Origin of the sequence: Paraburkholderia sabiae (assembly GCF_030412785.1) — a bacterium.
Lineage (GTDB): Bacteria > Pseudomonadota > Gammaproteobacteria > Burkholderiales > Burkholderiaceae > Paraburkholderia > Paraburkholderia sabiae.
In genome coordinates this window covers 453,565-480,401 of the sequence record NZ_CP125295.1, presented here as the reverse complement: position 1 = coordinate 480,401, position 26,837 = coordinate 453,565, and the positions used below count along the sequence as shown (strand labels likewise).

Genomic DNA, 26,837 nt, shown 5'->3' with positions numbered 1-26,837 from the left:
TCAGAATAGATGCCGCAGCCCCGCCATCAAGCCAATCTGCGAACCCTTCTGCGCCAGCCCGACCCCATTGACACCCTGCAACTGCGCGCCGATCAGATCGCCGCGGTACAACGCATAATCGCCTTCCAGATAAACGTCCGTACGCTTCGACGGGCTGTAGTCGGCGACCAGCTGATACTGCCACGCGGAGCCATCCTGCGCGGATGTCTTGCCATCCTGCAATGTCCGCCAGACATTCGCTGCGAAATGCCACGCGGCGCCGACCTGCTGCGTGATGCCGCCCAATATCATCCGACGCCGTGAAAAATCCGTGTACTTGAGCGCCGCGAGCACAGGCGCCGTGAACGGCCCGTTCGCGAAGTTCGAAAAGCCCGCATCGTTCTGATTCACGATATAGCCGAGCGCAAAGCGCGTCTGGTTCCACGTGTACGACGCACCGAAGGTCCAGGCCTTCGCGGTGCTGCCGTTGATGGAATCGCGCGTCTCTTCGTACGCGCCGCCGAGGTTCACCGGTCCGCCGCTCGGCGCATACGCAGCGGCCGCGCCGAACTGCGAGCCATACGACGTATGCCCTGCCACGCCACCAAACGCATACGCAACCGATAACATCACGTCATGCGCGCGCGCCTGATACTGCACCTGATTGCTCGTCCAGATGCCGCCCGACATCGTCACTTCCGGCTGGAAGCTGAAGTTGTACGGAATCCACGGATTGCTGCCGTAGCCGCCGATCGTAATCCCCTCGATCAGCACATTCGGCATACGCCCGAAAATCAGCTTGCCGTACGACGACGATTGCACGCCGATCTGCGCTTCGTTGAAAAACGGCAGCGTCGGATCGCTCTGACCGCTGTTGATGTAGATACGGTTTTCAAGCTTGAAGAAGGTAGACCAGCCGCCGCCCAGATCCTCGACGCCGCGCAAGCCCCAACGGCTTTCCGACATGCCGCCGTTGCCGAGCCCCACGCTCGAGTCGCCGTTCTTGTTCACGTGCGTCATGTAGCGGACGCTTTCATCGACGATGCCGTACAAGGTGACGCTCGATTGCGCTTGCGCCGTTCCGCACATCAATGCAGGCGACATCGCGGCCCACGCGCAGACCTTCAGCCTCTTGCTCACCTTCGTCATACCGTCTCCTGATTCATCCTGCATGCATTTGAATTGCGTGGGAATGTCTTAAAGCGGTGCGGCGTCGCTGGCGCGCGAATAGGCGAACGCAAGCAAGCGTAAGAGTAATCTGTATGAAGAGTCAGGAAGATAAAAGAAAGCCCGCGTGTTGCGGGCTGTCTACAAGGAACTGCGTCGGTCTGTGTGAACGCAACGATTTAACGTTGCCGATCGATGCGCTAGCGGGCCGATGCCGCCGATACCGCCTGCGCAACGGCCACATATTCCGCAACGGGCACGTCCTCGGCGCGGCGTTGCAGATCGAAACCGAGCGCTTCGAAATCGACGGTATCGCGATACGCGGACAACGTGTTGCGCAACATCTTGCGACGCTGCGAAAACGCGGCCGTCACGACTTCGCCGAGCGTCGTCTGATCGACGGTGGGCAGTTCGTGCGGCGCGTACGGAATCATGCGGACGATGGCCGAGTCGACCTTCGGCGGCGGCTGGAACGATTCGGGCGGCACGTCGAGCAGCTTGTCGATCACATAGCGATACTGCAGCATCACCGACAACCGGCTGAACGCCTTGCTGCCCGGCTCCGCGATCATCCGCTCCACCACTTCGTTCTGCAGCATGAAATGCTGATCGATCACACGCTCGGCGAACGTGGCGAGATGAAACAGCAGCGGGCTGGAAATGTTGTACGGCAGATTGCCGACGATGCGCAGACTCGGCTTGTCACCCTCGGCCGCGAGCGAGCCGAAGTCGAACGCGAGCGCGTCGCCTTCGTGCAGTTCGAGCAGATCGCCGAATTTCTTCTTCAGACGCCCGATCAGATCGCGGTCCAATTCGACGGCATGCAGCGGCGCTTCGGGCGTCGCGAGACGCTCGATCAGCGGTTCCGTGAGCGCGCCCAGCCCCGGCCCGATTTCGACCATGCGCTCGCCGCGTTGCGGACGGATCACGTCGACAATCGAATCGATAATGCCCAGGTCGACCAGAAAATTCTGTCCGAAGCGCTTGCGCGCGAAGTGGCCCTGGTGCTGTTTGCTTGAACTGTTCGACATCGAAAGAAGCTACGAAAAAATCACGCGACGCGCCGGTTGCGCGCCATGAAAACTGCTGTGTCGATCGCGGCGATCAGGCTGCCCGCGTCCGCGCGGCCGGTGCCGGCAAGATCGAGCGCCGTGCCGTGATCAACGGACGTGCGAATGATCGGCAAACCCAGCGTCACATTGATGCCTTCGCCGAAGGTCGCGTACTTGAGCACGGGCAAGCCCTGATCGTGGAACATCGCGAGCACGCAATCGGCCTCATTCAGATAACGCGGCTGGAAAAGCGTATCGGCAGGATACGGGCCGCGCGCGTCGATGCCCTGCCCGTTCGCCAGTTTCAGCGCGGGCGAGATCACATCGATTTCCTCGCGGCCCAGATAGCCGTTTTCGCCCGCATGCGGATTCAGGCCGGTGACGAGAATGCGCGGCGCGGGCAAGCCGAAATGATGACGCAAGTCGTGGTCGATGATGCGCAGCGTGTCGACGATGCCGTCGACCGTCAATGCCGCCGACACATCCTTCAGCGGCAGATGCGTGGTCGCGAGTGCAACGCGCAACGGCCTTGCGCCCGTACCCGCCAGCATCATCACGACATGCGGCGTGTGGGTGCGCTCGGCCAGATATTCGGTGTGGCCGGTGAACGGCACACCGGCATCGTTGATCGTGCTCTTCTGGAGCGGCGCGGTGACGATGGCATCGAACGTGCCCGCAACCGCGCCGTCGATTGCGGCATCCAGCAGACCGAGCACATACGGCCCGTTCTGCGCGTCGAGCTTGCCGGCCTGCGCGGGCACGGCAAGCGCATGATGCTGCGTGGCGATGCGCGCGCCCTGCTGCGCCGCCCAGTCGATCCCGACGGCCTTCGCGCGCTCCGTCATCAGACCGCTGTCGCCGAGCACCGTGAAATGCGCGTCCGGCCAATGCGCGCCCGCCGCGGCGAGCGCCTGTGCCGTCAGTTCAGGACCGACGCCAGCCGGCTCGCCCGTAGTGATCGCGATGTTCAGCGGAGCGTTCGAGGGCTGGGCAGCGGTCATGACGATTCCAGAGGTTATTGCGCGGAGTTGTCCGCGGACGTGCCCGCGGGCGTACCCGAGTATGGGCCTGCCTTGTAATCGACATACGCGGTGTCGCGCAGTTCACGCAGCCAGTCGGCATACGCCTGTTCCGCCTTGCGCTGGCCGATCGCCTGGCGCGCGAGGTCCATCTGCTGCGAAACCGAGCCTTCCGCCTCGCGGCGGCCGAGCACCTGGATCAGGTGGTAGCCGTACTCGCTTCGCACGGGCTGGCTGATCTGGTTGTCCTGCAGCGAATTCATCGCGCGTTCGAACTCGGGAACCGTCTCGCCCGGGCTGATCCAGCCGAGATCGCCGCCTTGCGACGCCGAGCCGTCCTGCGAATACGTGCGCGCGAACTTGTCGAAGTCGCCTTGGCCCGCTTCGATTTCCTGGCGGATTTCGAGCAGCTTCTGACGCGCCTGCGGTTCCGACATGCCGTCGCCGACACGCAGCAGGATGTGACGCACGTGCGTCTGCGTGAGCTTCGTCGAGTCGGCGGAAGTCGAGCCCTGGCCCGAACGGCGCTCGACGAGACGCACGATCTCGAAGCCGTCGTTGGTGCGGATCACGGACGGATTGACCTGGCCCGGACGCAGCGTCGAAGACGCCGTCACGAATTCAGGCGGCAGTTTCGACGGCGCCTGAAAGCCCAGATCGCCGCCCTTCGACGCATCGGCTGCCTGCGAATTGTTCTTCGCGAGCTTTTCGAAGTTGTCGCCCTTCAAGGCTTCCTGCAGCAGCGAGTTCGCCTTCGCCTGAGCGGCTTCGATGTCCGTCTGCGATGCGTTGAGCGGCGCCTTCAGGAGGATGTGCTCCATGTGCAGGTCGCTCGTCAGACCAGCCGTCGGGCCGCGCTGACTTGCGATGTAGTTCGCCACTTCCGCGTCCGACACGGTGATCTTGCTGTCGACTTCCTTTTCGCGCAGACGCGACAGGATCAGTTCCGTCTTCGCGTCGCCCATGAAGGTCGACCAGGGCACGCCTTGCGCCTCGATACGCGCGCGGTACATGTCGAGCTGCATGTTGTTCGCCTGGGCGAGACGTTCGAGCGTGCGCTGCACGGTCGCGTCGTCGACCGTGATGCCGTCTTCGCGCGCCTTCTGCAGCTGGATGCGTTCGAGCACCATCTGGTTCAGCACCTGCTGGCGCAGCTGGTCGGCGGGAGGAATGGGCGCGTGCTGCTGGGTCAGGCGCTTCGTGATCAGGCCGACGCGCATGTCCAGCTCGCGCTGCGTGATGACCCCGTTATTGACGACAGCCGCGATCGTATCGACCGTTTGTGCATTGCTGTTGCCGCCCAGTGCCTGCGCGTGCGCGGGTCCGGCCAGCAGAATGGAAGCGGCCGCAGCGAAGCCGGTCGCGAACGTTGCCAGGCGAAGCTTTTTCATGATTGCCACAGATACTCCAAAGATGTCGGGCACGCTCGGCCCGTCTTTCGACCTGGGTGGGCGCGTTGGCGCCTTACCCGGATCCCATGCAACAAGTTGCGTTTCTGTTCTGCGAACGACGCGGCATCGGTCTGTTACCCGCGACCCGCTCATTCGTAGTTGTTGAACTGCGATTCGGGCGGCGGCGGCGGCGGCAGCGGCTGATAGCCCGCCACGCTGGCGCGGAACGCCGACATCAGACCGTTGTCGACACTCGACAGCCCCTTGAACGTCAGCTGCGCGAGCACCCGCGTGCCGGCCGTCTGACTGCCCGTCGAGTTGACCCCGTTGGCGTAGCGCTGGAACCCGACGCCGAGCGTCCAGCAATCCGCGTCGTATTGCACGCCGAGAAGCGCGTCGACGGCGCGATGGCCTTTCAGGTCGTAATTGATCCGCCCGACGCCGTAGACCCGATGCATGAGCGGCCACTGTCCCGAGATCAGCAGCTGGTTGATCGGCTGATTGTCGAGCGTCGTGTTGGCGCGCGTGTACCGGTAGCCGACGTTGACGACCTTGCCGGATTCGGGGCTGTATCCGAAGCCGACACTGGTCTTGACCAGCTGATTGTTGTCCGCATTATATTGGAACGCGGTTTCCGAGGCGAAACCGGCCCCGAGCTTCAGGGACGCGCCGAGAATCAGGTCCGAATGCGTCGCCTGTTCCGTGGTCTGCGTCTGGTTCAGCGTGACGCGCTGATCGCGGAAATAGTACTGCTGCGCGATCACGAAGCGCGCGCGTTCGTCGCCCGTTGCCGGGTTCAGGAAACGCGTGGTGAGCGCGGCCGTCAGGCGGTTCGCGTCGGCGATCCGGTCGTTACCGACGAACGTGTTCGGCGTGAAGATTTCGGCGAGACCGAAGTCCGATTCCGCCGTGTCGAACAGCGGCGCGAAGCTCTGGTTGCGATACGGCGTGTAGACGTAGTACAGACGCGGTTCTAGCGTCTGGATATAGTCCTCGCCGAAAATCCGCACCGAGCGGTCGAAGATCAGGCCGGTGTCGAACGAGAACGTCGGCACCGATTCCGTGAAGTTCTTCGGCTGGTTCGCGGGCGAGCCCGTGCCGATGTTGCTCAGGTCGTACGACGCGAAGTGCCATTGCACCTTCGGCGTGACGAAGTAACCCGGACCGATGACGGAGTACGACAGGTACGGATTGAAGACGACGCGATCGCCTTCCGTCGCGTCCGCCGTGGTGATGCGAAAGCGCGTGTAGTCGGCTTCCGCGCCGAAGTCGAAGCCGCCGACGTTGTACTTCGTGTACTTCACGTTCAACTGCGGCTCGCGGCCGTACGGCGCGGTGGACGGCGACAGCGTCTGCCAGTGCTGCTCGCGCGCGAGCACGGACCACGGCCCGTTGTTGTACGTCAAACCCGCTTCCTGCTGATACAGCAGCTGCGTGCCGTTCAGGAACTGGTTCGTCGTCGATGCAAGGTCTTCCGGATAGGTATTGTCCGAGACCTTGTTGTAGTAGATGTACCCGCCGAACCCCGAACCGAAGTTCTGGTTGTGCTGGATGTACAGCGCGTAGCGGTTCGTGTGCGTGATCTTGTCGTCGGGCAGATATTCGCCCGTGATCGAACCGCTATACGTTGGCGACAGATACCGGAAGGTCGACTGCAACTGCACGCCGCGCTTCGACAGGATGCGCGGCGTGACCGTCAGATCGCGGTTCGGCGCAATGTTGAAGTAGTACGGCAGCGACAGCTCGAAGCCGTTGGTCGAACTGAGCGAGGCCGTCGGCGGCAACAGGCCGCTGCGCCGTGCGCCCGACAACGGGAACGACAGCCACGGGCTCGCGAAGACGGGCACGCCCTCGAAGAACAGCACGCCGTTGTGCGCGACGCCGTTGTCGGCGCCCGTGTCGAAATCGAACTCGCTGCCCTTGATGTACCACGCGGGATCTTCCTCGCACTGGCACGCCGTGTAGGTGCCGCGCGTGAAGACAGAGCGCTCGTTGTCGAGCAGATCGACGCGCTCCGCGCTGCCCGACCCGCCCGTCACGTTGAAGTGGTACTTCGGCGTGGTCATGAAGCCTTCGCTCGACTCGAGCTTCATGTGCGCTTCCGGGCCCGCGAAGCGGGCGCCGTTACCGGACAGATGGACATTGCCGTATGCATCGGCCATGTCCGTATCCTGATCGTAATGAAGCGCGTCGGCCTTGAGCGCCGATGTGCCGCGACGGACTTCAGCGGAGCCTTTGGCTGCGATGTCCTGATCGGCTGTGCCCGTGGTCGAGTCGCCCAGCACGAAGGTGGCGGGACTCTGGCCGTCGGGCGTCGAGTGATCTTCGAGTTGTGGAGCCAGCCGCAGGCCCCACGGCGCGTCTATCGGCTGCGCCTGCGCCGCCTCCCCCGCCAGCTGCGCGTGCGAGAGCGCGGGCAGCAGACCCGGCACGGCGATCAGCGCCGCTGCGAGCCGCCTTCTGCGCGGCAGGCCGTCAGAGGAGGGAGTGATTGGGAAAAGCTGTCTGGGCGGCATGTATCGTTTGGCGTATCGGCCCTGCTGTCAGTTCATGTGCCCGGTCATCAGTCACGAGTTGCCGCCTGTGCAATCGGGCATCGAATGCACAACTATTGACGATTCATGCAGCGGTAAGGCGGGCGATCCAGCGAGATGCGCGAGAACTGACGCGAGTCGCGTCAAAAAAGTCGTGGGGTATTATATGGCAAGACGTTGCCCACCCCGATTTTGTCGCCTGCTTTTCATGACGCATTCCCCTGCATCTTCCCTTACATCCGCTTCTTCGACGGCGGACACACGACTCGAGCTTCTCAACGGCTGGCTGCGCACTCACGCCGACCGCTACCGTCTCGACCTCGCCACCCTTCAGCCGGCTTCCGCCGACGCGAGCTTTCGCCGTTATTTCCGCCTCGCGGGGAGCGGCGCCGAGCTGGCGGGCGGGGCATCGACAGTCATTGCCGTCGACGCACCGCCGCCCGAAAAGTGCCGCGAATTCGTCCAGGTGGCCGGTTTGCTGGCCGACGCGGGCGTGCATGTGCCGCGCGTGCTCGAAGTCGATCTCGACGCGGGCTTCATGCTCGTCACCGATCTCGGCACGCAGTCGTATCTGTCCACCTTGCGTGACAGCAGTCCTGCCGAAGCGAAACAGCTGATGCGCGCCGCGCTCGATGCGCTGATCCGCTGGCAGCTCGCGTCGCGCGACGACGTGCTGCCACCGTTCGACGAAGCGTTCCTGCGCCGCGAGATGGAGCTGATGCCGGAATGGTTCATCGGCCGGCATCTGGGCCGCGAGGTCGACGACAACACGCGCGGCGTGCTCGATCGCACGTTTGCGCTGCTGGTCGCGAGCGCGATGGCGCAGCCACAGGTCTTCATGCTGCGCGATTTCATGCCGCGCAATCTGATGATCGCGAGTCCGAATCCCGGCGTTCTCGATTTCCAGGACGCTGTGTACGGCCCGATCACCTACGACGTCGCGTCGCTGTTGCGCGATGCGTTCATCGGCTGGGACGAGGAGTTCGAACTCGACTGCTTCGCTTATTACTGGGAGCGCGCGAAAAAGGCCGGCTTGCCCGTCGATCCCGACTTCGGCGAGTTTTACCGACAGATCGAATGGATGGGACTGCAACGGCACATCAAGGTGCTGGGACTGTTCTGCCGGATCAACTATCGCGACAGCAAGCCGCATTACATGGCGGATCTGCCGCGTTTCATCGGTTATGCGCGCAAGGTGTGTGAACGCTACCGGCCGCTCGTGCCGTTCGCGAAACTGCTCGACGACCTCGAAGGCCGCGCGGCCGAAGTCGGCTACACGTTCTGACGGGGAAGCACTTGAACAAAGCGATGATCTTCGCCGCCGGACGCGGCGACCGGATGCGGCCGTTGACGGACACGTGTCCGAAGCCGCTGTTGAAAGTGGGCGGCAAGGCTTTGATCGAATGGCAGATCGAGCGACTCGCGCGCGCGGGATTCACGACGATCGTGATCAATCATGCGTGGCTTGGAGAGCAGTTCGAGGCTGCGCTCGGCGATGGCTCGCGGTATGGCGTTTCGTTGCGGTACTCGGCGGAGCATGATGCGCTCGAAACGGCAGGCGGGATTGCTCAGGCTTTGCCGTTGATCGAAGACGCCGGTGCGTCGCAAGTGTTCGTGGCTGTCGCTGGCGATGTGTATGCGGATTTTGATTATTCTTCGTTGCGGCTGGAATGCGAGCGTTTGGCCGCTCTCGATGTGCCCGGGATGCATCTTGTGATGGTGCCTAATCCTTCGTTTCATCCTGAAGGCGATTTTGTTCTCTCTGGCGACGGGCGTTTGTCTTTGGACGGCGCGCCGCGGTATACGTTTGGCAGTATTGGCGTCTATGACACGCGGATGTTTAGGGATATCGCGCCTGGGACGCGGCGGGCTCTGACTCCTTATTATCGCGATGCCATCGCGCTTGGGCGCGCTACCGGGCAGCTTTATCAAGGGCTTTGGGAGAATGTTGGGACTCCCGCGCAGCTTCAGGCGCTTGATAAGGTTTTGATGTTGTAGTGCGTGCGGTTGCGTTGCGTCGCGTCGCGCTGGCATCCGCGGTTTCGTATCGGTGCTTCATGCGTCGCCCCTGTGCGGGGCGGCACCTACTTTTCTTTGCAGCGGCAAAGAAAAGTAGGCAAAAGAAAGCCGCTTTTGAACCTCCGGTGCCTGCCAGGATGCCGCCACGGCACACGTTCTTTGAGTGATTGCGCAGCAACGTCCGCACGCTGTAGAAAGCCCGCAGTCAACCGCGCACGGCGCGAAAACCCACACACAGTCTGGAGCACATACCGCCGCAATCAACCGGCGGCACGCACCAAAAACAAGCCGACCGAATGTGCCCCACGTGGATGTCACATTTCGCGCCGCGCGCGCCTGACTGCGGGTTTTCTACGGAGTGTTTGCGTCGCTGCGCGACAGCTCAACTGCGGCATGGCGCAGCGTTATCCTGGCGGGCACTGGAGGTTTGAAGCCGCTTTCTTTGGTTACTTTCTTTGCGGCGGCAAAGAAAGTAACTGCCGCCCCGCACAGGGGCAACGCTAATAAACCGATACGTCAACGCGGATGCCAGTAAATCGCGGATGCCAGCGCAGCAAAAAAACCAACCCTACTCAACCTCACCAACATGCGCAGCCCCCGCCCGCTCCTGCTGCAAGGCCCACATCTGAGCAAACAGCCCACCGGCCTGTAGAAGAGCAGCAAAAGTCCCACGCTCAACGATGCGCCCTTTGTCCATGACAATAATCTGCTGCGCATGCACAACAGTCGACAACCGATGCGCAATGATCAAGGTCGTCCGCTCACGCGCAATCTGATCGAGTTCATGCTGGATAGCCCGCTCAGAACGCGAATCAAGCGCCGACGTCGCTTCGTCGAACAGCAGCACAGGCGGATTCTTCAGCAACGTCCGCGCGATCGCAACGCGCTGTTTCTCCCCACCCGACAGCTTCAATCCGCGCTCGCCGACAGGCGTCTCATACCCCTTCGGCAAGCTCTCGATGAACTCGTGAATATGCGCCGCGCGCGCCGCCGCAATCACCTCGTCGCGTGTCGCGGAAGGACGCCCATACGCGATGTTGTAGTAGATCGTGTCGTTGAAGAGCACCGTATCCTGCGGCACGATACCGATCGACGCGCGCAGCGAATCCTGCGTGACGTCACGAATATCCTGTCCGTCGATACGTATCGCGCCGCCCATCGCGCGATCCAGATCGTAGAAGCGAAACAGCAGACGCGCGAGCGTCGATTTGCCCGAGCCGCTATGGCCGACCACAGCCGTCGTCGTGCCCGCAGCTATCGTGAAGCTCACGTCGTGCAGGATCGAACGCGACGGCTCATACGCGAAGTTCACGCGCTCGAAGCTGACCTGCGCGCCCCGCACCACGAGCGGCGCGGCGCCCGGCACGTCGGGCACTTCACGCGCGGCGCCGAGCAACGTGAACATGCGGTCCATGTCGGTGAGACTCTGCTTCAGCTCGCGATACACGACGCCCAGAAAATTCAGGGGAATGTAAAGCTGCAACATGAACGTGTTGATCAGCACGAGATCGCCGAGCGTGAGCCGCCCCGCCATCACGCCCTGCGTCGCGCGCCACAGGATGAACACGAGGCCGATACCGATGATCGCCTGTTGCCCGAAGTTCAGCGCCGACAGCGAATTCTGCGACTTGATGGCAGCCGCACGGTAGCGCTTCAGGTTTTCGTCGTAACGCTGCGCTTCCCACTCTTCGTTGTTGAAGTACTTGACCGTCTCGTAGTTCAGCAACGAATCGATCGCGCGCGAATTCGCCTTTGAATCGAGCTCGTTCATCGTGCGGCGAAAATGCGTGCGCCACTCGGTCACTTTCACCGTGTATGTGATGTACGCGACGAGCGCGATCGCCGTGACGATCGCGTAATACGCCTCGTATTTGACGATGAAAAAGCCGAGCACGAGTCCGAATTCGACGAGCGTCGGCAGAATGCTGTACAGCGAATACGAAATGAGTTGCGTGATGCCGCGCGTGCCGCGTTCGATATCGCGCGACATGCCGCCCGTCTGCCGTTCCAGATGAAACCGCAGCGACAGCGAATGCAGATGCCGGAACACCTTCAGCGCAAGCTGGCGCACAGCGCTTTCCGTGACCTTCGAGAAAAGAATCTCGCGCAGTTCGGTGAAGAGCGACGTCGACAGACGCACGACGGCATACGCGACCACCAGCAGTCCCACGCCGCCGAGCAGCACGATGCCGGGCGCATTCGTCGCGCGCCCGAGCGCCGTCAGATGCCGAACGGAAGCGAGATTGTCGACGATGTGCTTCATCACGACAGGCACGCCGAGATTGGCGACCTTCGCGCCGATCAGGCTGCTGAGCGCGAACACGACGCGCCACTTGTAGGTCGCGAGATAAGGCAGCAGCGAAACGATGGTTTGCCAGTCGTTGCGCGGCTGATTCGAGATCGGCGACGGTTCGGACGAAGCGGAATAGCGACGCATGATTTGTATTGTGGGAATGCCTGCACGCTTGACGCGCGACTCGTAGGGAATGTGACGGGCGAACGCGATGCGCTCGCAATAAGTTCGAGCGTGCGCTTTCCCGTACAATTCCTGATCTAGCAATATTGTCGCAGAAGCCGGCTGGCGCCGCTTTCGCCGCGCTGACCGTACGATGTGTCCCGGTCATCGCGTCGTCGTGAGAGCGCTCGCTGCAGGCTCAACTGATTCTATGGATGCCCCGATGACCCAGACTCCCCAACTCCCGCAGAAATCGTGCGCGCTGCGCGTCGTCCCGCAACCGTCGGATGCGAACGTTCATGGCGATGTGTTCGGCGGCTGGATCATGGCGCAGGTCGATATTGCCGGCTCGATTCCCGCAAGCCGCCGCGCGAACGGCCGCGTCGCGACCATCGCCGTCAATTCGTTCGTGTTCAAGCAGCCGGTGTTCGTCGGCGATCTGCTGAGCTTTTACGCGGATATCGTGAAGACGGGCAACACGTCGGTGACGGTCTCCGTCGAGGTCTACGCGCAGCGCATGAGCCTCGCGGAAGAAACGGTGAAGGTCACGGAAGCGACGCTCACCTACGTCGCGACCGACAGCGACCGCCGCCCGCGCGCGTTGCCGCCGCTGGAGTAAATTCCGCCTGCCGCGCCCGTTGCAGGCGCGGCACGCTTGCGCTCAGGCGTCGGCTGTTGCGATCGCCGCGCTCTCCGCGCCACGCTGCAACATGCCGGGAATCGCGTGGTGCGGCAGCGGCTTCGCGAAGTAATAGCCCTGCATCTCGTCGCACGCGCGCTCTTTGAGGAAGTCGAGCTGCGTCGACGTCTCCACGCCTTCCGCGATCACCTGCAGATTCAGCGAGTGCGCGAGCGCGATGATCGCTGAGGTGATCGTCTCGTCGTCCGACGATTCGCCGATATCCGACACGAACGATCTGTCGATCTTCAAGCGGTCCACCGGGAAGCGCTTCAGATAGCTCAGGCTCGAATAGCCCGTACCGAAGTCGTCGATGGCAAGACCGATGCCGAGCGCGTGCAGTTCGTTCAGCATCGACACGGCTTCTTCCGCGTTGCGCATGATGGTGCTCTCGGTCAGTTCGAGCTCCAGATACTGCGGATCGAGACCGGTTTCCTCTAGCACCTGCATCACGAGCTTCGCGATATCGCGCTGCTGGAATTGCCGCGCCGACAGATTCACCGACACCCGCGCGGGCGGCAATCCTTCGTCCTGCCACGCCTTGTTCTGGCGACACGCTTCGCGCAGCACCCACTCCGACAACGGCCCGATCAAGCCGCTTTCCTCGGCGACAGGAATGAACTGCGACGGCGGAATCAGGCCGACTTCCGGGTCATGCCAGCGCACCAGCGCTTCCATGCCGACCACCTGCCCCGTTTCGATATCGACCTGCGGCTGGTAGTGCAGCAGAAACTCGTTGTCGCGCAGCGCGCGGCGCAGACGCCGCTCCAGATTCAGGCGCGCGCCCGCCGACACGTTCATCTCCGGCTGATAGAACTGGAACGTGTTGCGGCCCATGTCCTTCGCGCGGTACATCGCGAGGTCGGCCTTCTTCATCAGCGTTTCGGCGTCGTCGCCGTCCTGCGGGAAGAGGCTCGCGCCCATGCTGCAACCCACGTACAACTCCGTGCCGTCGAGCCACACCGGCTCCGAAATCGACGCGCGCACGCGTTCCATCCACGCGATCAGCGATTGTTCGTCGACGGTATCCGTCATCACGATCACGAACTCGTCGCCGCCATGACGCGCGACCGTATCGCTTGCGCGCGCGGCACGCGCGAGACGATCGGCCACGACCGACAGCAGCCGGTCGCCGACGCTGTGACCCAGACTGTCGTTGACGTTCTTGAAGCCGTCGAGATCGATGAACACGACGGCTACGCCCTTGTGATGCCGTTGCGCGACGATCAGCGCATGCTGCAGCCGGTCGCGCAGCAGATTGCGGTTCGGCAGACGCGTGAGGCTGTCGTAGTTCGCCTGATATTCGAGCTGTTCCTGATAGCGGATCAACGCCGTCACGTCGTTGATGACGGCGATGTGGTGCGTCGTCTGTCCGTCGGCATCCGGCACGGGCGCGATATACAGCTGATTCCAGAACAGCGCGCCGTCCTTGCGGTAATTGCGCAGCACCGCGCTCACTTCGCGGTTCGCCGCGAGCGCCTGACGGATCGCGGCGATGCCTTCCTGATCGCGGTCATTGCGTTGCAACAGACGGCAATCCTGACCGATCACTTCCTGCGGGTCATAGCCCGTGATGCGCTTGAACGCCGGGTTCACGTACTCGATCAGATTGCCTTCCTTCGAAGGCCCCGTAATCAGAATCGCGTTGACGCTCGCATCGAGCGCGCGGCTTTGCAGGCGCAACGCGAGATCGGCGCGCTTGCGCTCGGTGATGTCGGTGTACGAGCCGAGCACGCCGATCACGCGGCCGTCGCTGTCCGTGAACGGCAGCTTGCTCGTCACCGTCGTGCGATGCACGCCGTCGATCACGATATCGGTTTCGTAGTTCATCTTCGGCACGCCGGACGCCATGACTTCCGTGTCCTGGCGCGCGAGCCCTTCAGCGAAGCCGCGCCACGGCATGTCTTCGTCGCGCTTGCCGATCACCTGCTCCGGATACGCGAGGCCCGCGTCGCGCGCGAACGCCATGTTGCAGCCCAGATAGCGCAGTTCCTTGTCCTTCCAGAAAATGCGCTGCGGAATGTTGTCGATCACCGTTTCCAGCATCTGGTTCGAACGCTGTGCTTCGGCTTCCGCGTTGATCTGCTCGGTGACGTCGTCGGCGAGCACGAACAGCGCGGGTCGGCCCATGAAGGTCATCGCGTGATAGGAAATGTCCGCGCTGATCTGCGAGCCGTCCTTGCGCCGGTGATGCCAGACGCCCGCCATCGTGCGCGGGCCGCCCGGCGTCACGTCGCTGCGCTGCAAGTGCGTCTCCAGTCGCGTCACTTCGGAATGCGGGCGGATCGCGCGCACCGTCATCGCCAGAAACTCGCTCTCCGAGTAGCCGTACTGCTGGACGGCCGCCGTGTTGACGGCCAGAAAGCGCAGCGTGTCGCGATCGAAGATATACATCGGCACGGGATGCTGCTCGAACAGCCCGCGAAAGCGCTCGTCGTTCCGGTGCAGCGCGCGGGCGATGCGCAGCTTTTCCCGCGCGACGTTTTCGCGCGCGCCGAACGTGTAGATGAGCAGCCCACCGCCCGCAAGCATCGTCACGACGAGAAAGAGCATCGCGTAGCGCGAATCGCGCGTCGATGCTTCGAGCGCGTCCTTCAGCGCGCGGTCTTCCTCCGCGCGCAGTTGATCCATGTGCGCTTCGAGCCGGTCGACTTCCATGCCGAGACGCGTGTAGGTCTGCGCAGCCCATGCACGCGAGCCGTCCTGCTCGGGCGCGGTGGTTTTGGCGAGCGCGACGGCGATGTCCTGCTGCAGGCGCTTGCCGTTGACCGTGAGGTCGTCGAGCGCGCCGGCGACGCGCGGCTGTCCCGCGAGCTGCTCATGCAGCGCCCGGTCGATCTGTGCAAGCGACGCGGTCATGTTCGCGACGGCCTTCTCGGGCGCGGGTTCGGCCGACGCCTCGTAGCGGCCGAGCACACCGAGGCCGTCCTCGAGCGTCGAGCGATAGGCTTCCAGGTTCTGACGGATGGCCGTCGAACGGGCAGTGCGCGCATCGGCATCGCGCTGTCCGCAAATCTGCGTGTACGCGACGAACGCGTTCGCGCCGACGGCAGCCGCAACCACGGCCAGGTTGATCAGCAGCCGCTTCGATAGAAAAGAGATCATAGGTTCCGAACGTCGTTCGATCCTGCAGGCGGGGCGCGCGACGGCGCCGTTCAGTCGCGGCGCGAGCGCGACGCGGACGAAACAGGCGCAACCGGGCGCGGCGCGCTTTTACGCGCCAACCTTTGGATAACGGCAGCGTTCGGAAGAGATTGAGGGCAAAAAGCGAAAAAATCCTGCGCCGGATTCAGCTAGCGAGGCCGAATTCCTTCATCGCCGGCACGAAATCATGGTTGCTCGCCGCCTTGCGCGACAGTTTGGCGAGCACGTAGCGCTGAAACGGCGCGAGTTGCGCCCATTGCGCGGCACCCGGCGGCGCGAGATTCGCGAGCTGCGCCTGGTTCAGCACGGTTTCCGGCACGACTGCAGTGTCGCGCCATGCCGGGTTATCCTCGGGCGTGAACCATTCGGGCTCGACGTTCGCGTGCGTGCGCATCATCTCGAACAGGGCGTGATCGAAGTTCGGCTCGATCGCCGTGTCCTCTTCGACGGGAAAGCGCGCCAGTAACGCGCGGTCTTCGTGCGGCAGCATCTGCCATTGTTCGAGCGAAATCCGCAGCCCGAAGCGGTCGAGATTGAATCGGACGACCATCGGGATGAATTTCAGATTCTCCGAAGATTCAACCTCGAAGTTGAACAGCAGGGGCGCATCATTGAGTCCCATGACAGATTCCTCTTATTCGGCGGCCAACGCGCTAAGCCGGTCTGAGGTATTTTAGAACCTTATTCGCGGCGCGGCGGCCTTCGGGCAGCCGGGTCGCTGCTCTAGCGCAGGAGTCAGCAGGTGAACGAACTGGATACGGGCGAACAGCCGGGCATCGTCGAGCAAGCGGTGCGCCGCCACCGCGGCGGCGCGGTCGAGAGCGTCGCCGATCATGTCGGCCAGGAATGGCCTGTCGCGCTCGTCTTCAACGGCATTTCGCATGCGGTGATGATGTGCACGCCGCGCGACCTCGAAGAATTCGCGGTCGGCTTCGCGATTTCGGAAGGGATCGTCGAGCGTGGCGCGCACATTCAGGACATCGAGGTCGAATTCCGCGACGGCAAGTTGCCGCATGCGGAAGTGCAGCTGACCGTCGTGCAGCAGGCGTTTGCCGCGTTGAAGGAGAAGCGCCGTGCGCTGTCGGGACGCACGGGTTGCGGCGTGTGCGGGATCGAGAGCATCGATCTGCTCGATCTGACGCCGGAGCGCGTGCCCGACACCGGCTTTTTGCAGCGCCTCGCGCCGGATGCGATCGCACGCGCCGCGAAGGAACTGCCCGCGCACCAGGCGCTCACGAAGATGACGGGCGGCCTGCACGCGGCCGCGTGGTGCGATGCGACGGGCGCGATCCGCTGTGCATTCGAGGACGTCGGCCGTCACAACGCGCTCGACAAGCTGATCGGGCGACTGTCGCTGGATCGCGTCGATACGCGGGAAGGCTTCGTCTTTCTGTCGAGCCGCGCGAGCTACGAGCTGGTGCGCAAGGCCGCGCGCGTCGACATTCCGATGGTCGCGACGATTTCGGCGCCGTCGTCGCTGGCCATCACGATTGCGCGCGAAGCGGGCGTGCGGCTGGTGAGTTTCTGTCGCGAGTCGAGTTTCGTCGATTACGACACCGTGTGACGCCCGTTTCCTTTCCGCCTGGCTTGCCGCTCAGTTGAACTGGCGGAAGTCCGGCTTGCGCTTTTCGAAGAACGCCTTGAACGCTTCCTTCGCTTCGGGCGCGAGCAGCATCTTCGCGAAGTGGACGGCTTCTTCCGTCATTTGCGTCTGGATTTCGTGCTGTGCCGCGCGCTTCATCATCTGCTTGGTGACGCGCAGCGACGACGCGGGCAGCGCGGCCAGCTTCTGCGCCTGTTGCAGCGCGAACGCGTCGACTTCAGCGGCGGGCAGCAGACGGTTCACGAAGCCCATGCGCTGTGCTTCCCTGGCGTCGAACGGTTCGCCGAGCATCAGCTTTTCGGCCGCTGCCTGATAACCTGCCACTCGCTGAAGCAGCAATGACGACGCGGCTTCCGGGCACAGGCCGAGTTGCGAGAAGGGCAGTGAGAACGTCGCGGTGTCGGCGGCGTAGACGAGATCGCAATGCAGGAGCAGCGTTGTGCCTACACCGACGGCCGCGCCCGCTACCGATGCCACCAGCGGCTTCTCCGCCGAGCTGATCGCGCGCAGGAACTGGAACACGGGCGCGTTTTCGCCGACGGGCGGCTGCTTCATGAAATCTTCGAGATCGTTGCCGGCGCTGAAGATGCCTGCGCTGCCGCGGATCAGGACCGCTCGAATTTCCGGGTTTGCTTGCGCTTCGACTAGCGCGTCGGCCATCGTCTGGTACATCGCTGCCGTGATCGCGTTTTTCTTTTCGGCTCGATTAAATGCGATCGTTAGCACGTCGTGCGTGCGGGTTAGTGTGATTTCCACTGCGTGTCTCCTTGCTCGTTGCTCGTTGCTTCTTGCTTCTGTTTCCGCGAAGCGGGTGGAATGCAGTTTCTTACGCTGGCATCCGCGTTGCCGTATCGGTTTGCTAGCGTTGCCCCTGTGCGGGGCGGCACCTACTTTTCTTTGCAGCGGCAAAGAAAAGTAGGCAAAAGAAAGCCGCTCTTGAACCACCGGTGCCCGCCAGGATAACAGCACAGCGCACGTTCTTTGAGCTATCGCGCAGTCACCTCCGCACTCCGTAGAAAGCCCGCAGTCAACCGCGCACGGCGCGAAAAACCCACACCGTCCGGAACACATACCGCCGTAAACCGACGGCGGGCGAACAATACAAGCCGACCGAATGTGCCCCAGGTGGATGTCATCTTTCACGACACGCGCGCCTGGCTGCGGGCTTTCTACGGAGTGTTTGCGTCGCTGCGCGACAGCTCAACTGCGGTATGCCGAAGCGTTTTGCTGGCGGGCACCGGAGGTTTGAAGCGGCTTTCTTTTGCCTACTTTTCTTTGCCGCTGCAAAGAAAAGTAGGTGCCGCCCCGCACAGGGGCAACGCCAATAGACCGATAACAAAACGCGGATGCCAGAAAAAAACTAGCAAAACCGCGCCGCAAGCAAAACATCACATGCGCTCGAAAATCCCAGCAGCCCCCATCCCAGTGCCAACACACATCGTCACCATCCCGTACTTCAAATTCCTGCGGCGCAAGCCATGAACCACAGTAGCAGCACGAATCGCACCCGTCGCCCCGAGCGGGTGCCCGAGCGCGATGGCGCCGCCGAGCGGATTGACCTTGGAGACATCCAGCCCAAGATCCCCGATCACAGCCAGAGCCTGCGCAGCAAAAGCCTCATTGAGTTCGATCCAGTCGATATCGTCCTGCTTCAAGCCCGCCGCCTTCAGCGCAGCCGGAATCGCCTCCTTAGGCCCAATACCCATAATCTCCGGCGGAACCCCACGCACAGCAAAGCTGACAAACCTCGCCAACGGCGTGAGATTGAACTGCTTGAGAATCTTCTCCGACACGACGATCAGCGCGCCCGCGCCATCCGACGTCTGCGAGCTGTTACCCGCCGTCACCGAGCCCTTGTTCGCAAACACGGTACGCAGCTTCGCCAGCCCTTCCATCGACGTGTCCGCACGCGGGCCTTCATCGAGCGCCACTTCGCGCGACTTCACGCGCACTTCGCCCGTCGCGAGATCGGGGAAGCGCTCGATGATCGTGTACGGCGAAATCTCGTCGGCGAATTCGCCCGCCTGTTGTGCGGCAAACGCCTTGCGATGCGATTCGACCGAGAACTGGTCCTGCTGCTCACGGCTCACCTTCCAGCGCTCGGCAACCTTCTCGGCCGTCAGGCCCATGCCGTACGCAATGCCGACGTCTTCATTGCGATCGAAGATATGCGGCGACAGCGACGGCTTGTTGCCCATCATCGGCACCATGCTCATCGATTCGCAGCCGCCCGCGATCATCACGTCCGACTCGCCGACGCGAATGCGGTCCGCCGCCATCGCCAGCGCCGTCACGCCCGATGCGCAAAAGCGGTTCACCGTCACGCCGCCAACGGTGCTCGGCAGACCGGCCAGCAGCGCGCCCATGCGCGCGACGTTCAGGCCCTGCTCGGCTTCGGGAATCGCGCAGCCGATAATCGCGTCTTCGATCAGCGACGTGTCGAGACCGGGCACCTGCGCGACAGCCGATCTGATCGCGTGCACCAGCAGTTCATCCGGGCGCGTGTTTTTGAACATCCCGCGCGGCGCCTTGCCGATCGGCGTGCGGCTCGCGGCAACGATATATGCGTCCTGCAATTGCTTTGTCATTTGAGGCTCCCTCAGTTGCGCACCGGCTTACCCGTTTGCAGCATGCCCATGATCCGTTCCTGCGTCTTCTGCGTGCCGAGCAACTCGACGAACGCACGACGCTCCAGCGCCAGCAGCCATTCTTCATCGACCAGACTGCCCGCTTCGACGTCGCCGCCGCACACTGCTTCCGCGATGCGGCTCGCGATCAGATAGTCGTGCTCGCTGATGAAGCGGCCGTCGCGCATGTTCACGAGCGACGCCTTGATCGTCGAAATCGCCGAGCGTCCGGCGACGGGCACCTGCGTCACCCGCAGCGGCGCGCGATAACCGGCCGCCGCCAACGCACGCGCTTCCTTCTTCGCGGTGTCGAGCAGTTCGAAGACGTTGAAGACGATCGTGTCCGACGGCTTCAGATAACCCATCGCGCGGGCGTCGAGCGCGGAAGCCGAGACCTTCGCCATCGCCGCGTTCTCGAACGACTTCTGCAGGAACTTCAGCAGATCGTTCGTCGCGCCGACCTGCGTCGCGGCTTCGGCGGCACGCAGCGCGGCTTCCTTCAGGCCGCCGCCAGCCGGCACCAGACCGACGCCCACTTCGACGAGACCGATATAGCTTTCGATATGCGCGACGCGCTTCGCGCTATGCAGCAGCAGCTCGCACCCGCCGCCGAGCGCGATGCCCGACACGGCCGCAACCACGGGCACGTTCGCGTACTTCACGCGCAGCATGCCCTGCTGGAACTTCTTCACGAACGGCTCGATGCCCTTCGCGCCGCCCATCATGAACGCGGGCATCGCTTCTTCGAGATTCGCGCCCGCCGAGAACGGGCCGCCCGGCGCGCCGAGTTTCAGCGACGTCGGTTGCCAGATGACGACGGCCTTGTAGTCCTTCTCGGCGGTATCGATGGCTTGCGTCAAACCGTCGATCACCGACGGTCCGATCGTGTTCATCTTGCTCTTGAACGACACGATCAGGACGTCGTTCTCGCCCGCGCGATCGTCGACCCACGCGCGCACCGCATCCGTTTCGAACACGGTCTTGCCATACGTCTTCGGATCGGCGCCCGTCTCGCCGGCGAGCGGCGCGCGGAACACCTGACGGTCGTAGACGGACAGCGACGAGCGCGGCACGAAGCGCTGGTCAGCCGGCGACCACGAGCCTTCGTCCGTATGCACGCCGCCCTTCTCGGCGACGGCGCCTTCGAGCACCCACGCGGGCAGCGGCGCGTTCGACAGCGCCTTGCCCGCCGCAATGTCTTCCTGCACCCACTCGGCGACCTGCTTCCAGCCCGCCGTCTGCCAGCCTTCGAACGGACCTTCGTTCCAGCCGAAACCCCAGCGGATTGCGAGATCGACGTCGCGCGCGTTGTCGGCGATCGACTCCAGATGCACGCCGATGTAATGGAACACGTCGCGGAAGATCGCCCACAGGAACTGCGCCTGCGGATGCTGCGATTCGCGCAAGAGCTTCAGACGCTCGGCGGGCGGGCGCTTCAGGATGCGGCCGACCAGTTCGTCAGCCTTCGCGCCGCCGTCGACATAGCTGCCCGACTTCGGATCGAGCACCTTGATCGCCTTGCCTTCCTTCTTGTAGAAGCCCGCGCCCGTCTTCTGGCCAAGCGCGCCCTGCTGCACGAGTCCGGCGAGCACGGCAGGCGTTTCGTAGACCGGGAGGAACGGATCGCCCGCGAGGTTGTCCTGCATCGTCTTGATGACGTGCGCCATCGTGTCGAGACCGACCACGTCCGCCGTGCGGAACGTCGCCGACTTCGCGCGGCCGAGGCGGCTACCCGTCAGATCGTCGACTTCATCGAAGCGCAGACCGAACTTCTCGGCTTCCTTGATGACCGCGAGAATCGAGAAAATGCCGACGCGGTTCGCGATGAAGTTCGGCGTATCCTTCGCGCGCACGACGCCTTTGCCGACCACGCTCGTCAGGAACGTTTCGAGTTGATCGAGAATCTCCGGGCGTGTCGTCGACGTCGGAATCAGCTCGACGAGGTGCATGTAGCGCGGCGGATTGAAGAAGTGGACGCCGCAGAAGCGCGACTTCAGCTCGTCGGAAAAGCCCTTCGACAGTTCCGTGATCGACAGGCCCGACGTGTTCGTCGCGAAAATCGCGTTCGCGCCGATGTGCGGCGAGACCTTCTTGTACAGGTCGTGCTTCCAGTCCATGCGCTCGGCGATCGCCTCGATCACCACGTCGCATTCGGCGAGCTTGTCGATGTCGTCGTCGTAGTTGGCGGGCTGGATGTATTGCGCGTCGTCCTTCACGCCGAATGGCGCGGGCGACAGCTTCTTCAGGTTCTCGATGGCCTTCAGCGCAATCGCGTTCTTCGGGCCTTCCTTGGCGGGCAGGTCGAACAGCAGCACGGGCACCTTGGCGTTGATCAGGTGCGCAGCGATCTGCGCGCCCATCACGCCGGCGCCGAGCACGGCGACCTTGCGAATGATCAGATTGCTCACGTCGTTCCTCCGGGGCGTTATGCGGTGTCGCGAGTCGCCGCGCGCGGGCTTCGACGAGCGGCGCGCGGCATGGGTGTGAGAGTGTCGCGTCGGCGCATGACTTTGGCGCGCCGACGCCTGATGGCTTAGAACAGCGCTTCGTCGATTTCCATCAACGTCTTCGACCCGGCGCGCGCGGCGCGGATCGTCGAGGCCGTTTCGGGCAGCAGCTTCGCGAAGTAGAAGCGCGCGGTGGCGAGCTTCGACTTGTAGAACGGATCGCCGGAAGCCTGGTTGTCGAGCGCGATGCGCGCCATACGCGCCCAGAAGTACGAGAACACCAGATGGCCGACGGTGCGCAGATACGGCACGGCTGCCGCGCCGACTTCGTCCGGGTTCTGCATGGCCTTCATGCCGATTTCCATCGTCAGCTTCTGGACCTTGTCGCCGATGTCCGCGAGCGGATTCACGAACTCCTGCATCTCCGGCTTGATGCCTTCTTCCTCGACGAAATCCGACACCAGCTTGCCGAACTTCTTCAGCTTCGCGCCCATGTCGCCGAGCACCTTGCGGCCCAGCAGATCGAGCGACTGAATCGAGTTCGTGCCTTCGTAGATCATGTTGATACGCGCGTCGCGCACGTACTGCTCCATGCCCCACTCGGCGATGAAGCCATGGCCGCCGTAAATCTGCATCGCCATGTTCGTGCCTTCGAACGCGTTGTCCGTCAGGAACGCCTTGATGATCGGCGTGAGCAGCGCGACGAGGTCGCCGGCTTCCTTGCGCACGGATTCATCGGCGTGCGACAGCTCCTTGTCGATGTGCAGCGCCGACCAGTACGTGAACGCGCGCGCGCCTTCTGCGTAGGCCTTCTGCGTGAGCAGCATGCGGCGCACGTCGGGATGCACGATGATCGGATCGGCCGCCTTTTCGGGCGCCTTCGGGCCCGTCAGCGAACGCATCTGCAGACGTTCCTTCGCGTAGACGAGCGAGTTCTGATACGCCACTTCCGTCAGGCCGAGGCCTTGCATGCCGACGCCCAGACGCGCCGCGTTCATCATCACGAACATCGCGTTGAGGCCCTTGTTCGGCTCGCCGACGAGCCAGCCCTTCGCGTTGTCGAGATTGATCACGCACGTCGCGTTGCCGTGAATGCCCATCTTGTGTTCGATCGAACCGCACTTCACGCCGTTGCGCTCGCCCGGAGCGCCGCTCGCGTCGGGGACAAATTTCGGCACTACGAACAGCGAGATGCCCTTCGTGCCCTGCGGCGCGTCCGGCAGACGCGCGAGCACGAGGTGGATGATGTTGTCGGCGAGATCGTGCTCGCCGCTGGAGATGAAGATCTTGGTGCCGCTGATCGAATACGAGCCGTCGCTGTTCGGCTCGGCCTTCGTGCGCAGGATGCCGAGGTCGGTGCCGCAATGCGGCTCGGTCAGGCACATCGTGCCCGTCCATTCGCCCGACACGAGCTTCGGCAGATACGCCTGCTGCAGTTCCGGCGTGCCATGCGCGTGCAGACATTCATACGCGCCGTGCGACAGGCCGGGGTACATCGTCCACGCCTGGTTCGCCGAGTTCATCATCTCGTACAGCGCGTTGTTGACGAACGCGGGCAGGCCCTGGCCGCCGAAGTCGGGATCGCAACCGAGCGCGGGCCAGCCCGCCTCGATGTACTGGCGATACGCTTCCTTGAAGCCCTTCGGCGTGGTGACGACGCCATCGCCTTCGTATTTGCAGCCTTCCTGATCGCCGCTCTGGTTCAGCGGGAACAGCACTTCCGAGCAGAACTTGCCGGCTTCCTCGAGCACCTGGTTGATCGTGTCGGCATCGAGATCAGCGTGCTTGGGCATCTGTTTGATCTCGGCTTCGACGTTCAGCAGCTCGTGCAATACGAATTGCATGTCGCGCAGCGGCGCGGCGTACTGTCCCATGTGTCTCTCCAATCAATCCAAAGGTGTTGGCTCGAGCTCCACTGCCAGCCTCCCCGCCGTCTGGATCCATCCGATGAGGACCAGGCCAGCCTCGCTAGCTGCTTGCGCTCTCGCTCTGATACGAAACAATCAGTTTTTCCAGCGCGGCCCACGTAAGGCGCACGGCATCGGGCAGATGCAGGAAGCGTGCGTCATGATGCAGGCCGAGCGTGAAGCTATACAGTTCGAACAGCATCAGTTGCGGATCGGTGTCCGCACGCAGATGCCCTTCCTCCATCGCCTGCGAAATGGCTCGCGTGAGCGCCGCGCGCCACATCGTGACGCTCGCCACCAGCTGCTCGCGCACCGCGCTCTCCGCGCGATCGTCGTACTCGACCGCGCCGCTGATGTAGATGCATCCCGTCGTCACTTCCTGGATGCGCTTCTCGATCCAGCGCGAGAGCATCGCGCGCAAGCGCGGCAAGCCGCGCGGTTCACGCAGACTCGGGAAAAACACCTCGTCCTCAAAGCGACGGTGATATTCGCGCACCACTTCGACCTGCAGGTCTTCGCGCGACCCGAAATGCGCGAACACTCCGCTCTTGCTCATCTGCATGCGCTCGGCGAGCAGACCGATCGTCAGACCTTCCAGTCCGTCGCGGCTTGCCAGATCAAGTGCTGCATCGAGAATCGCGGCTCGCGTTTGTTCGCCTTTTCGCATAGCTGTGTACCGTCTGATTTGATCGAAAGTAAAAATCGAACGGTCGTACCATTATTGTGGGCGACCGTCCGCGAAACAAGGAATTTATTAGAAACGGGTTTCTAACCAGGATTTGATTTTCCGTCATTCGACAATCAGACGATGCGGAATTTTTAGAATCATTTGCCAGAAATGCGCCGGGTTGTCTCCGAATTCTGATTGTTATGACTGGATTTCGTCTGCGTTATTCGGTCAGCTTCTTAATCGTAGCCGCCGACCGTCAGCAGCTTCATCGCGATCCGATAGGTGTTGTACGCGAACCAGTTCAAGAGACGCTCGCCAGCGGGACGCGCCTCGTAGTGTTTTTCGTCGATGCGGCGCGACTCGTCGAAGGCGGTGAGGATCGATTTGCGCAGCTGGTCGATCTCCGGATGCAGCACGAGCACGACGTTGGCCTCGTTGTTCAGCATCAGGCTCAGCGCGTCGAGATTCGACGAGCCGACCGTGCCCCAGTTCGAATCGACGACGGCGACCTTGCCGTGCAGCATGGTCTTCTCGTACTCGGCGATCTTCACGCCCGACTTGAGCAGCGTGCGATACAGGAACGGCACCGCGTAATCGAGCACGGCGAATTCCTTCCTGCCGATCACGAGCTTCACATCGACGCCACGCTGCGCCGCGTACATCAGCGCGCGCCGCAGCTTGCGCCCCGGCATGAAGTACGGATTCGCGAGCAGCACTTCCGAGCGCGCCTGGCCGATCGCCGTCAGATACGCCTTTTCGATCGCGCGGCGATTGACGAAGTTGTCGCGCGCGACGAACGCAATGCACGGCTCGGCCATTGCGCGCATGTCCGCGTTTCGGCCACCACTGCCGTTAGTGCTGCGGCGCGCGCGCACGAAACGCGCGGTCGCGGCCTGCGGCGTCGCGCCGCCGACAGCAGGCGGCGCAAGCGCCGGACGATGGCCGATGCGGATGCGTTCCCACTGCACGTCGATCGCTTCGAGCACGTCGGCCACGACAGGCCCTTGCAGCTCGACGGCGAAATCCCAGCGCGCATACGGCAGACGCGTGCCGTTCTGGTCGAAGTCATCGACGACATTGATGCCGCCGCAATACGCGAATTCGCCATCGACGACGGCCAGCTTGCGATGCGTGCGCGAGAAGCCGAAGCGGCCAAAGATATGCGGGTTGTAAATGCGATGCTCGATGCCCGCCGCCAGCCAGTCGTTGAACATCGGCAGACGCTCGGTGCCGACGCCGTCCGTGATCACGCGCACGTGAACGCCGCGCGAGGCGGCGCGGATCAGCGCGTCGGACACAGGACGGCCCGCGGGATCGTCGCAGAAGATGTAGGTTTCGAGCGCGACGTCGCTTTTCGCGGCTTCGATGCGTTCGATCAGCGCGGCGAAATACGTCTCGCCCGCCGTGAACAGCCGCACCGTGTTGCCGGAACAAAAGCGATACCTGGACCAGTAGCGCCGGCCGGGCAGATGCTGCGTCAGCCGGTCGAAGCGGCGGCTGCCGCCGCCGCTCATCGGCAACGCTCCTTCACGCGCTGCGGCAACTGCAGGATCGCATCGCGGTTCGACCATGAGAAGCAGCGCTCGGCGGCTTCCTGCCAGGGCAACCACAGATGCGCCGTATGTTCGAGCGGCGCGAGCGTCACTTCGAGGCGCTGCGGCACCTGCAGACTGAACCAGTGCTCGGTGTTGTGCGTGACGCCTTCAGCATAGCGATGCCGCCACGTCGGGAAGATTTCGAACTCGATATGGTGTTGCCAGTCGACGAGCGCCTCACGGGGCACGGCCTCGCTGCCGACGACGATGCCCGTCTCTTCCGCAACTTCGCGGATCGCCGTCTCGCCGAGCGGCTCGTCGATATGCTCCTTCGAACCGGTGACGGACTGCCAGAACGCTTCCCGGTCGGCTCGTTCGATGAGCAGCACGTCGAGGTCGGGCGTGTGGATGACAACGAGGACGGATTCCGGAATCTTCGGCGGTTTCGGCATGGTGATAAAGCGGGCGCGGTGTGGCGTGATGCATCGCGCGATGCATGTCGGACGGCAGAGCTTACAGCGACTGTAACGCAAAAAGCGAAAAAGGCGCATATCGCGCCTTTTTCGCTGCCGGTTTCGCGCTTGCGTCGTTGTTTTAACGACGCACCGC

Annotated in this window: 19 protein-coding genes; 4 read left to right on the top strand and 15 right to left on the bottom strand. The window is 63.0% G+C overall.

Translation table 11 applies throughout. The features are described from left to right. The 5 genes from QEN71_RS02135 to QEN71_RS02115 all read right to left on the bottom strand — a co-directional run bounded on the left by QEN71_RS02135 (position 1) and on the right by QEN71_RS02115 (position 7,124). On the bottom strand, positions 1–1,128 hold the full coding sequence (locus tag QEN71_RS02135; protein ID WP_201650801.1) for a porin: 1,128 nt from the start codon (positions 1,126–1,128) through the stop codon (positions 1–3). Between the two features lie 218 nt (positions 1,129–1,346). Next, positions 1,347–2,177 carry a 16S rRNA (adenine(1518)-N(6)/adenine(1519)-N(6))-dimethyltransferase RsmA gene (gene rsmA, locus QEN71_RS02130; protein ID WP_201650802.1) on the bottom strand — a complete coding sequence of 277 codons (831 nt, stop codon included), beginning with the start codon at positions 2,175–2,177 and terminating at the stop codon, positions 1,347–1,349. A 20-nt stretch (positions 2,178–2,197) separates the two neighbouring features. Further along, the gene (pdxA, locus tag QEN71_RS02125) at positions 2,198–3,199 is read right to left on the bottom strand and encodes a 4-hydroxythreonine-4-phosphate dehydrogenase PdxA (protein WP_201650803.1); all 1,002 of its coding nucleotides are present in this window, start codon (positions 3,197–3,199) and stop codon (positions 2,198–2,200) included. Positions 3,200–3,213: 14 nt separating this feature from the next. Continuing rightward, complete coding sequence (locus QEN71_RS02120; RefSeq protein ID WP_201650804.1) at positions 3,214–4,617, bottom strand: peptidylprolyl isomerase; 1,404 nt, start codon at positions 4,615–4,617, stop codon at positions 3,214–3,216. 140 nt (positions 4,618–4,757) lie between these two features. Continuing rightward, positions 4,758–7,124, bottom strand: coding sequence for an LPS-assembly protein LptD (locus QEN71_RS02115; protein ID WP_201650805.1), 2,367 nt, complete (start codon positions 7,122–7,124; stop codon positions 4,758–4,760). A 226-nt stretch (positions 7,125–7,350) separates the two neighbouring features. Between QEN71_RS02115 and QEN71_RS02110 the strand changes: the two genes are divergently transcribed. Together QEN71_RS02110 and murU are read left to right on the top strand one after the other, a co-directional pair. Next, complete coding sequence (locus tag QEN71_RS02110; RefSeq protein WP_201650806.1) at positions 7,351–8,427, top strand: aminoglycoside phosphotransferase family protein; 1,077 nt, start codon at positions 7,351–7,353, stop codon at positions 8,425–8,427. Positions 8,428–8,450: 23 nt separating this feature from the next. Beyond that, entirely contained in the window at positions 8,451–9,140 is a 690-nt protein-coding gene (murU, locus tag QEN71_RS02105) for an N-acetylmuramate alpha-1-phosphate uridylyltransferase MurU (protein ID WP_201650841.1), read from the top strand. A gap of 589 nt (positions 9,141–9,729) precedes the next feature. Here the strand turns inward: murU and QEN71_RS02100 are convergent. Continuing rightward, positions 9,730–11,598 (bottom strand): ABCB family ABC transporter ATP-binding protein/permease, encoded by a 1,869-nt coding sequence (locus QEN71_RS02100; protein WP_201650807.1) that lies wholly within the window; start codon positions 11,596–11,598, stop codon positions 9,730–9,732. Positions 11,599–11,839: 241 nt separating this feature from the next. Here QEN71_RS02100 and QEN71_RS02095 point away from each other — a divergent pair, with 241 nt between their 5' ends. After that, the gene (locus QEN71_RS02095) at positions 11,840–12,235 is read left to right on the top strand and encodes an acyl-CoA thioesterase (RefSeq protein ID WP_201650808.1); all 396 of its coding nucleotides are present in this window, start codon (positions 11,840–11,842) and stop codon (positions 12,233–12,235) included. 42 nt (positions 12,236–12,277) lie between these two features. Here the strand turns inward: QEN71_RS02095 and QEN71_RS02090 are convergent, their stop codons facing one another. Both QEN71_RS02090 and QEN71_RS02085 read right to left on the bottom strand, forming a co-directional pair. After that, positions 12,278–15,400, bottom strand: coding sequence for a sensor domain-containing protein (locus QEN71_RS02090; protein WP_201650809.1), 3,123 nt, complete (start codon positions 15,398–15,400; stop codon positions 12,278–12,280). 184 nt (positions 15,401–15,584) lie between these two features. After that, positions 15,585–16,061 carry a nitrate reductase associated protein gene (locus QEN71_RS02085; protein WP_201650810.1) on the bottom strand — a complete coding sequence of 159 codons (477 nt, stop codon included), beginning with the start codon at positions 16,059–16,061 and terminating at the stop codon, positions 15,585–15,587. 120 nt (positions 16,062–16,181) lie between these two features. Here QEN71_RS02085 and fdhD point away from each other — a divergent pair, with 120 nt between their 5' ends. Further along, the gene (fdhD, locus tag QEN71_RS02080; protein WP_201650811.1) at positions 16,182–17,003 is read left to right on the top strand and encodes a formate dehydrogenase accessory sulfurtransferase FdhD; all 822 of its coding nucleotides are present in this window, start codon (positions 16,182–16,184) and stop codon (positions 17,001–17,003) included. Between the two features lie 30 nt (positions 17,004–17,033). Here fdhD and QEN71_RS02075 read toward each other — a convergent pair whose 3' ends face one another. The 7 genes from QEN71_RS02075 to nudB all read right to left on the bottom strand — a co-directional run bounded on the left by QEN71_RS02075 (position 17,034) and on the right by nudB (position 26,680). Further along, positions 17,034–17,798, bottom strand: coding sequence for an enoyl-CoA hydratase (locus tag QEN71_RS02075; RefSeq protein WP_201650812.1), 765 nt, complete (start codon positions 17,796–17,798; stop codon positions 17,034–17,036). A 632-nt stretch (positions 17,799–18,430) separates the two neighbouring features. Further along, a complete protein-coding gene (locus QEN71_RS02070) occupies positions 18,431–19,630 on the bottom strand; it encodes an acetyl-CoA C-acyltransferase (protein WP_201650813.1) in 1,200 nt (399 codons plus the stop codon). Between the two features lie 11 nt (positions 19,631–19,641). After that, positions 19,642–22,077: a 3-hydroxyacyl-CoA dehydrogenase/enoyl-CoA hydratase family protein gene (locus QEN71_RS02065; protein ID WP_201650814.1), complete on the bottom strand. Its 2,436-nt coding sequence runs from the start codon at positions 22,075–22,077 to the stop codon at positions 19,642–19,644. 125 nt (positions 22,078–22,202) lie between these two features. Then, positions 22,203–23,990 carry an acyl-CoA dehydrogenase C-terminal domain-containing protein gene (locus QEN71_RS02060; protein WP_201650815.1) on the bottom strand — a complete coding sequence of 596 codons (1,788 nt, stop codon included), beginning with the start codon at positions 23,988–23,990 and terminating at the stop codon, positions 22,203–22,205. Between the two features lie 94 nt (positions 23,991–24,084). Further along, positions 24,085–24,690, bottom strand: coding sequence for a TetR/AcrR family transcriptional regulator (locus QEN71_RS02055; protein ID WP_201650816.1), 606 nt, complete (start codon positions 24,688–24,690; stop codon positions 24,085–24,087). A 239-nt stretch (positions 24,691–24,929) separates the two neighbouring features. Beyond that, the gene (clsB, locus tag QEN71_RS02050) at positions 24,930–26,207 is read right to left on the bottom strand and encodes a cardiolipin synthase ClsB (RefSeq protein ID WP_201650817.1); all 1,278 of its coding nucleotides are present in this window, start codon (positions 26,205–26,207) and stop codon (positions 24,930–24,932) included. Next, positions 26,204–26,680 (bottom strand): dihydroneopterin triphosphate diphosphatase, encoded by a 477-nt coding sequence (gene nudB, locus QEN71_RS02045; protein WP_201650818.1) that lies wholly within the window; start codon positions 26,678–26,680, stop codon positions 26,204–26,206. Before nudB ends, clsB begins: the two co-directional genes overlap by 4 nt. Between the last annotated feature and the right edge of the window lie 157 nt (positions 26,681–26,837).

Excerpts from the sequence above, each read along its gene's own strand:
- QEN71_RS02100 (WP_201650807.1), bottom strand. The coding sequence starts at position 11,598 with ATGCGTCGCTATTCCGCTTCGTCCGAACCGTCGCCGATCTCGAATCAG.
- rsmA (WP_201650802.1), bottom strand. The coding sequence starts at position 2,177 with ATGTCGAACAGTTCAAGCAAACAGCACCAGGGCCACTTCGCGCGCAAG.
- QEN71_RS02060 (WP_201650815.1), bottom strand. The coding sequence starts at position 23,990 with ATGGGACAGTACGCCGCGCCGCTGCGCGACATGCAATTCGTATTGCAC.
- pdxA (WP_201650803.1), bottom strand. The coding sequence starts at position 3,199 with ATGACCGCTGCCCAGCCCTCGAACGCTCCGCTGAACATCGCGATCACT.
- QEN71_RS02095 (WP_201650808.1), top strand. The coding sequence starts at position 11,840 with ATGACCCAGACTCCCCAACTCCCGCAGAAATCGTGCGCGCTGCGCGTC.
- QEN71_RS02085 (WP_201650810.1), bottom strand. The coding sequence starts at position 16,061 with ATGGGACTCAATGATGCGCCCCTGCTGTTCAACTTCGAGGTTGAATCT.
- QEN71_RS02115 (WP_201650805.1), bottom strand. The coding sequence starts at position 7,124 with ATGCCGCCCAGACAGCTTTTCCCAATCACTCCCTCCTCTGACGGCCTG.
- QEN71_RS02055 (WP_201650816.1), bottom strand. The coding sequence starts at position 24,690 with ATGCGAAAAGGCGAACAAACGCGAGCCGCGATTCTCGATGCAGCACTT.
- murU (WP_201650841.1), top strand. The coding sequence starts at position 8,451 with ATGATCTTCGCCGCCGGACGCGGCGACCGGATGCGGCCGTTGACGGAC.
- QEN71_RS02110 (WP_201650806.1), top strand. The coding sequence starts at position 7,351 with ATGACGCATTCCCCTGCATCTTCCCTTACATCCGCTTCTTCGACGGCG.
- QEN71_RS02135 (WP_201650801.1), bottom strand. The coding sequence starts at position 1,128 with ATGACGAAGGTGAGCAAGAGGCTGAAGGTCTGCGCGTGGGCCGCGATG.
- clsB (WP_201650817.1), bottom strand. The coding sequence starts at position 26,207 with ATGAGCGGCGGCGGCAGCCGCCGCTTCGACCGGCTGACGCAGCATCTG.
- QEN71_RS02090 (WP_201650809.1), bottom strand. The coding sequence starts at position 15,400 with ATGATCTCTTTTCTATCGAAGCGGCTGCTGATCAACCTGGCCGTGGTT.
- QEN71_RS02070 (WP_201650813.1), bottom strand. The coding sequence starts at position 19,630 with ATGACAAAGCAATTGCAGGACGCATATATCGTTGCCGCGAGCCGCACG.
- nudB (WP_201650818.1), bottom strand. The coding sequence starts at position 26,680 with ATGCCGAAACCGCCGAAGATTCCGGAATCCGTCCTCGTTGTCATCCAC.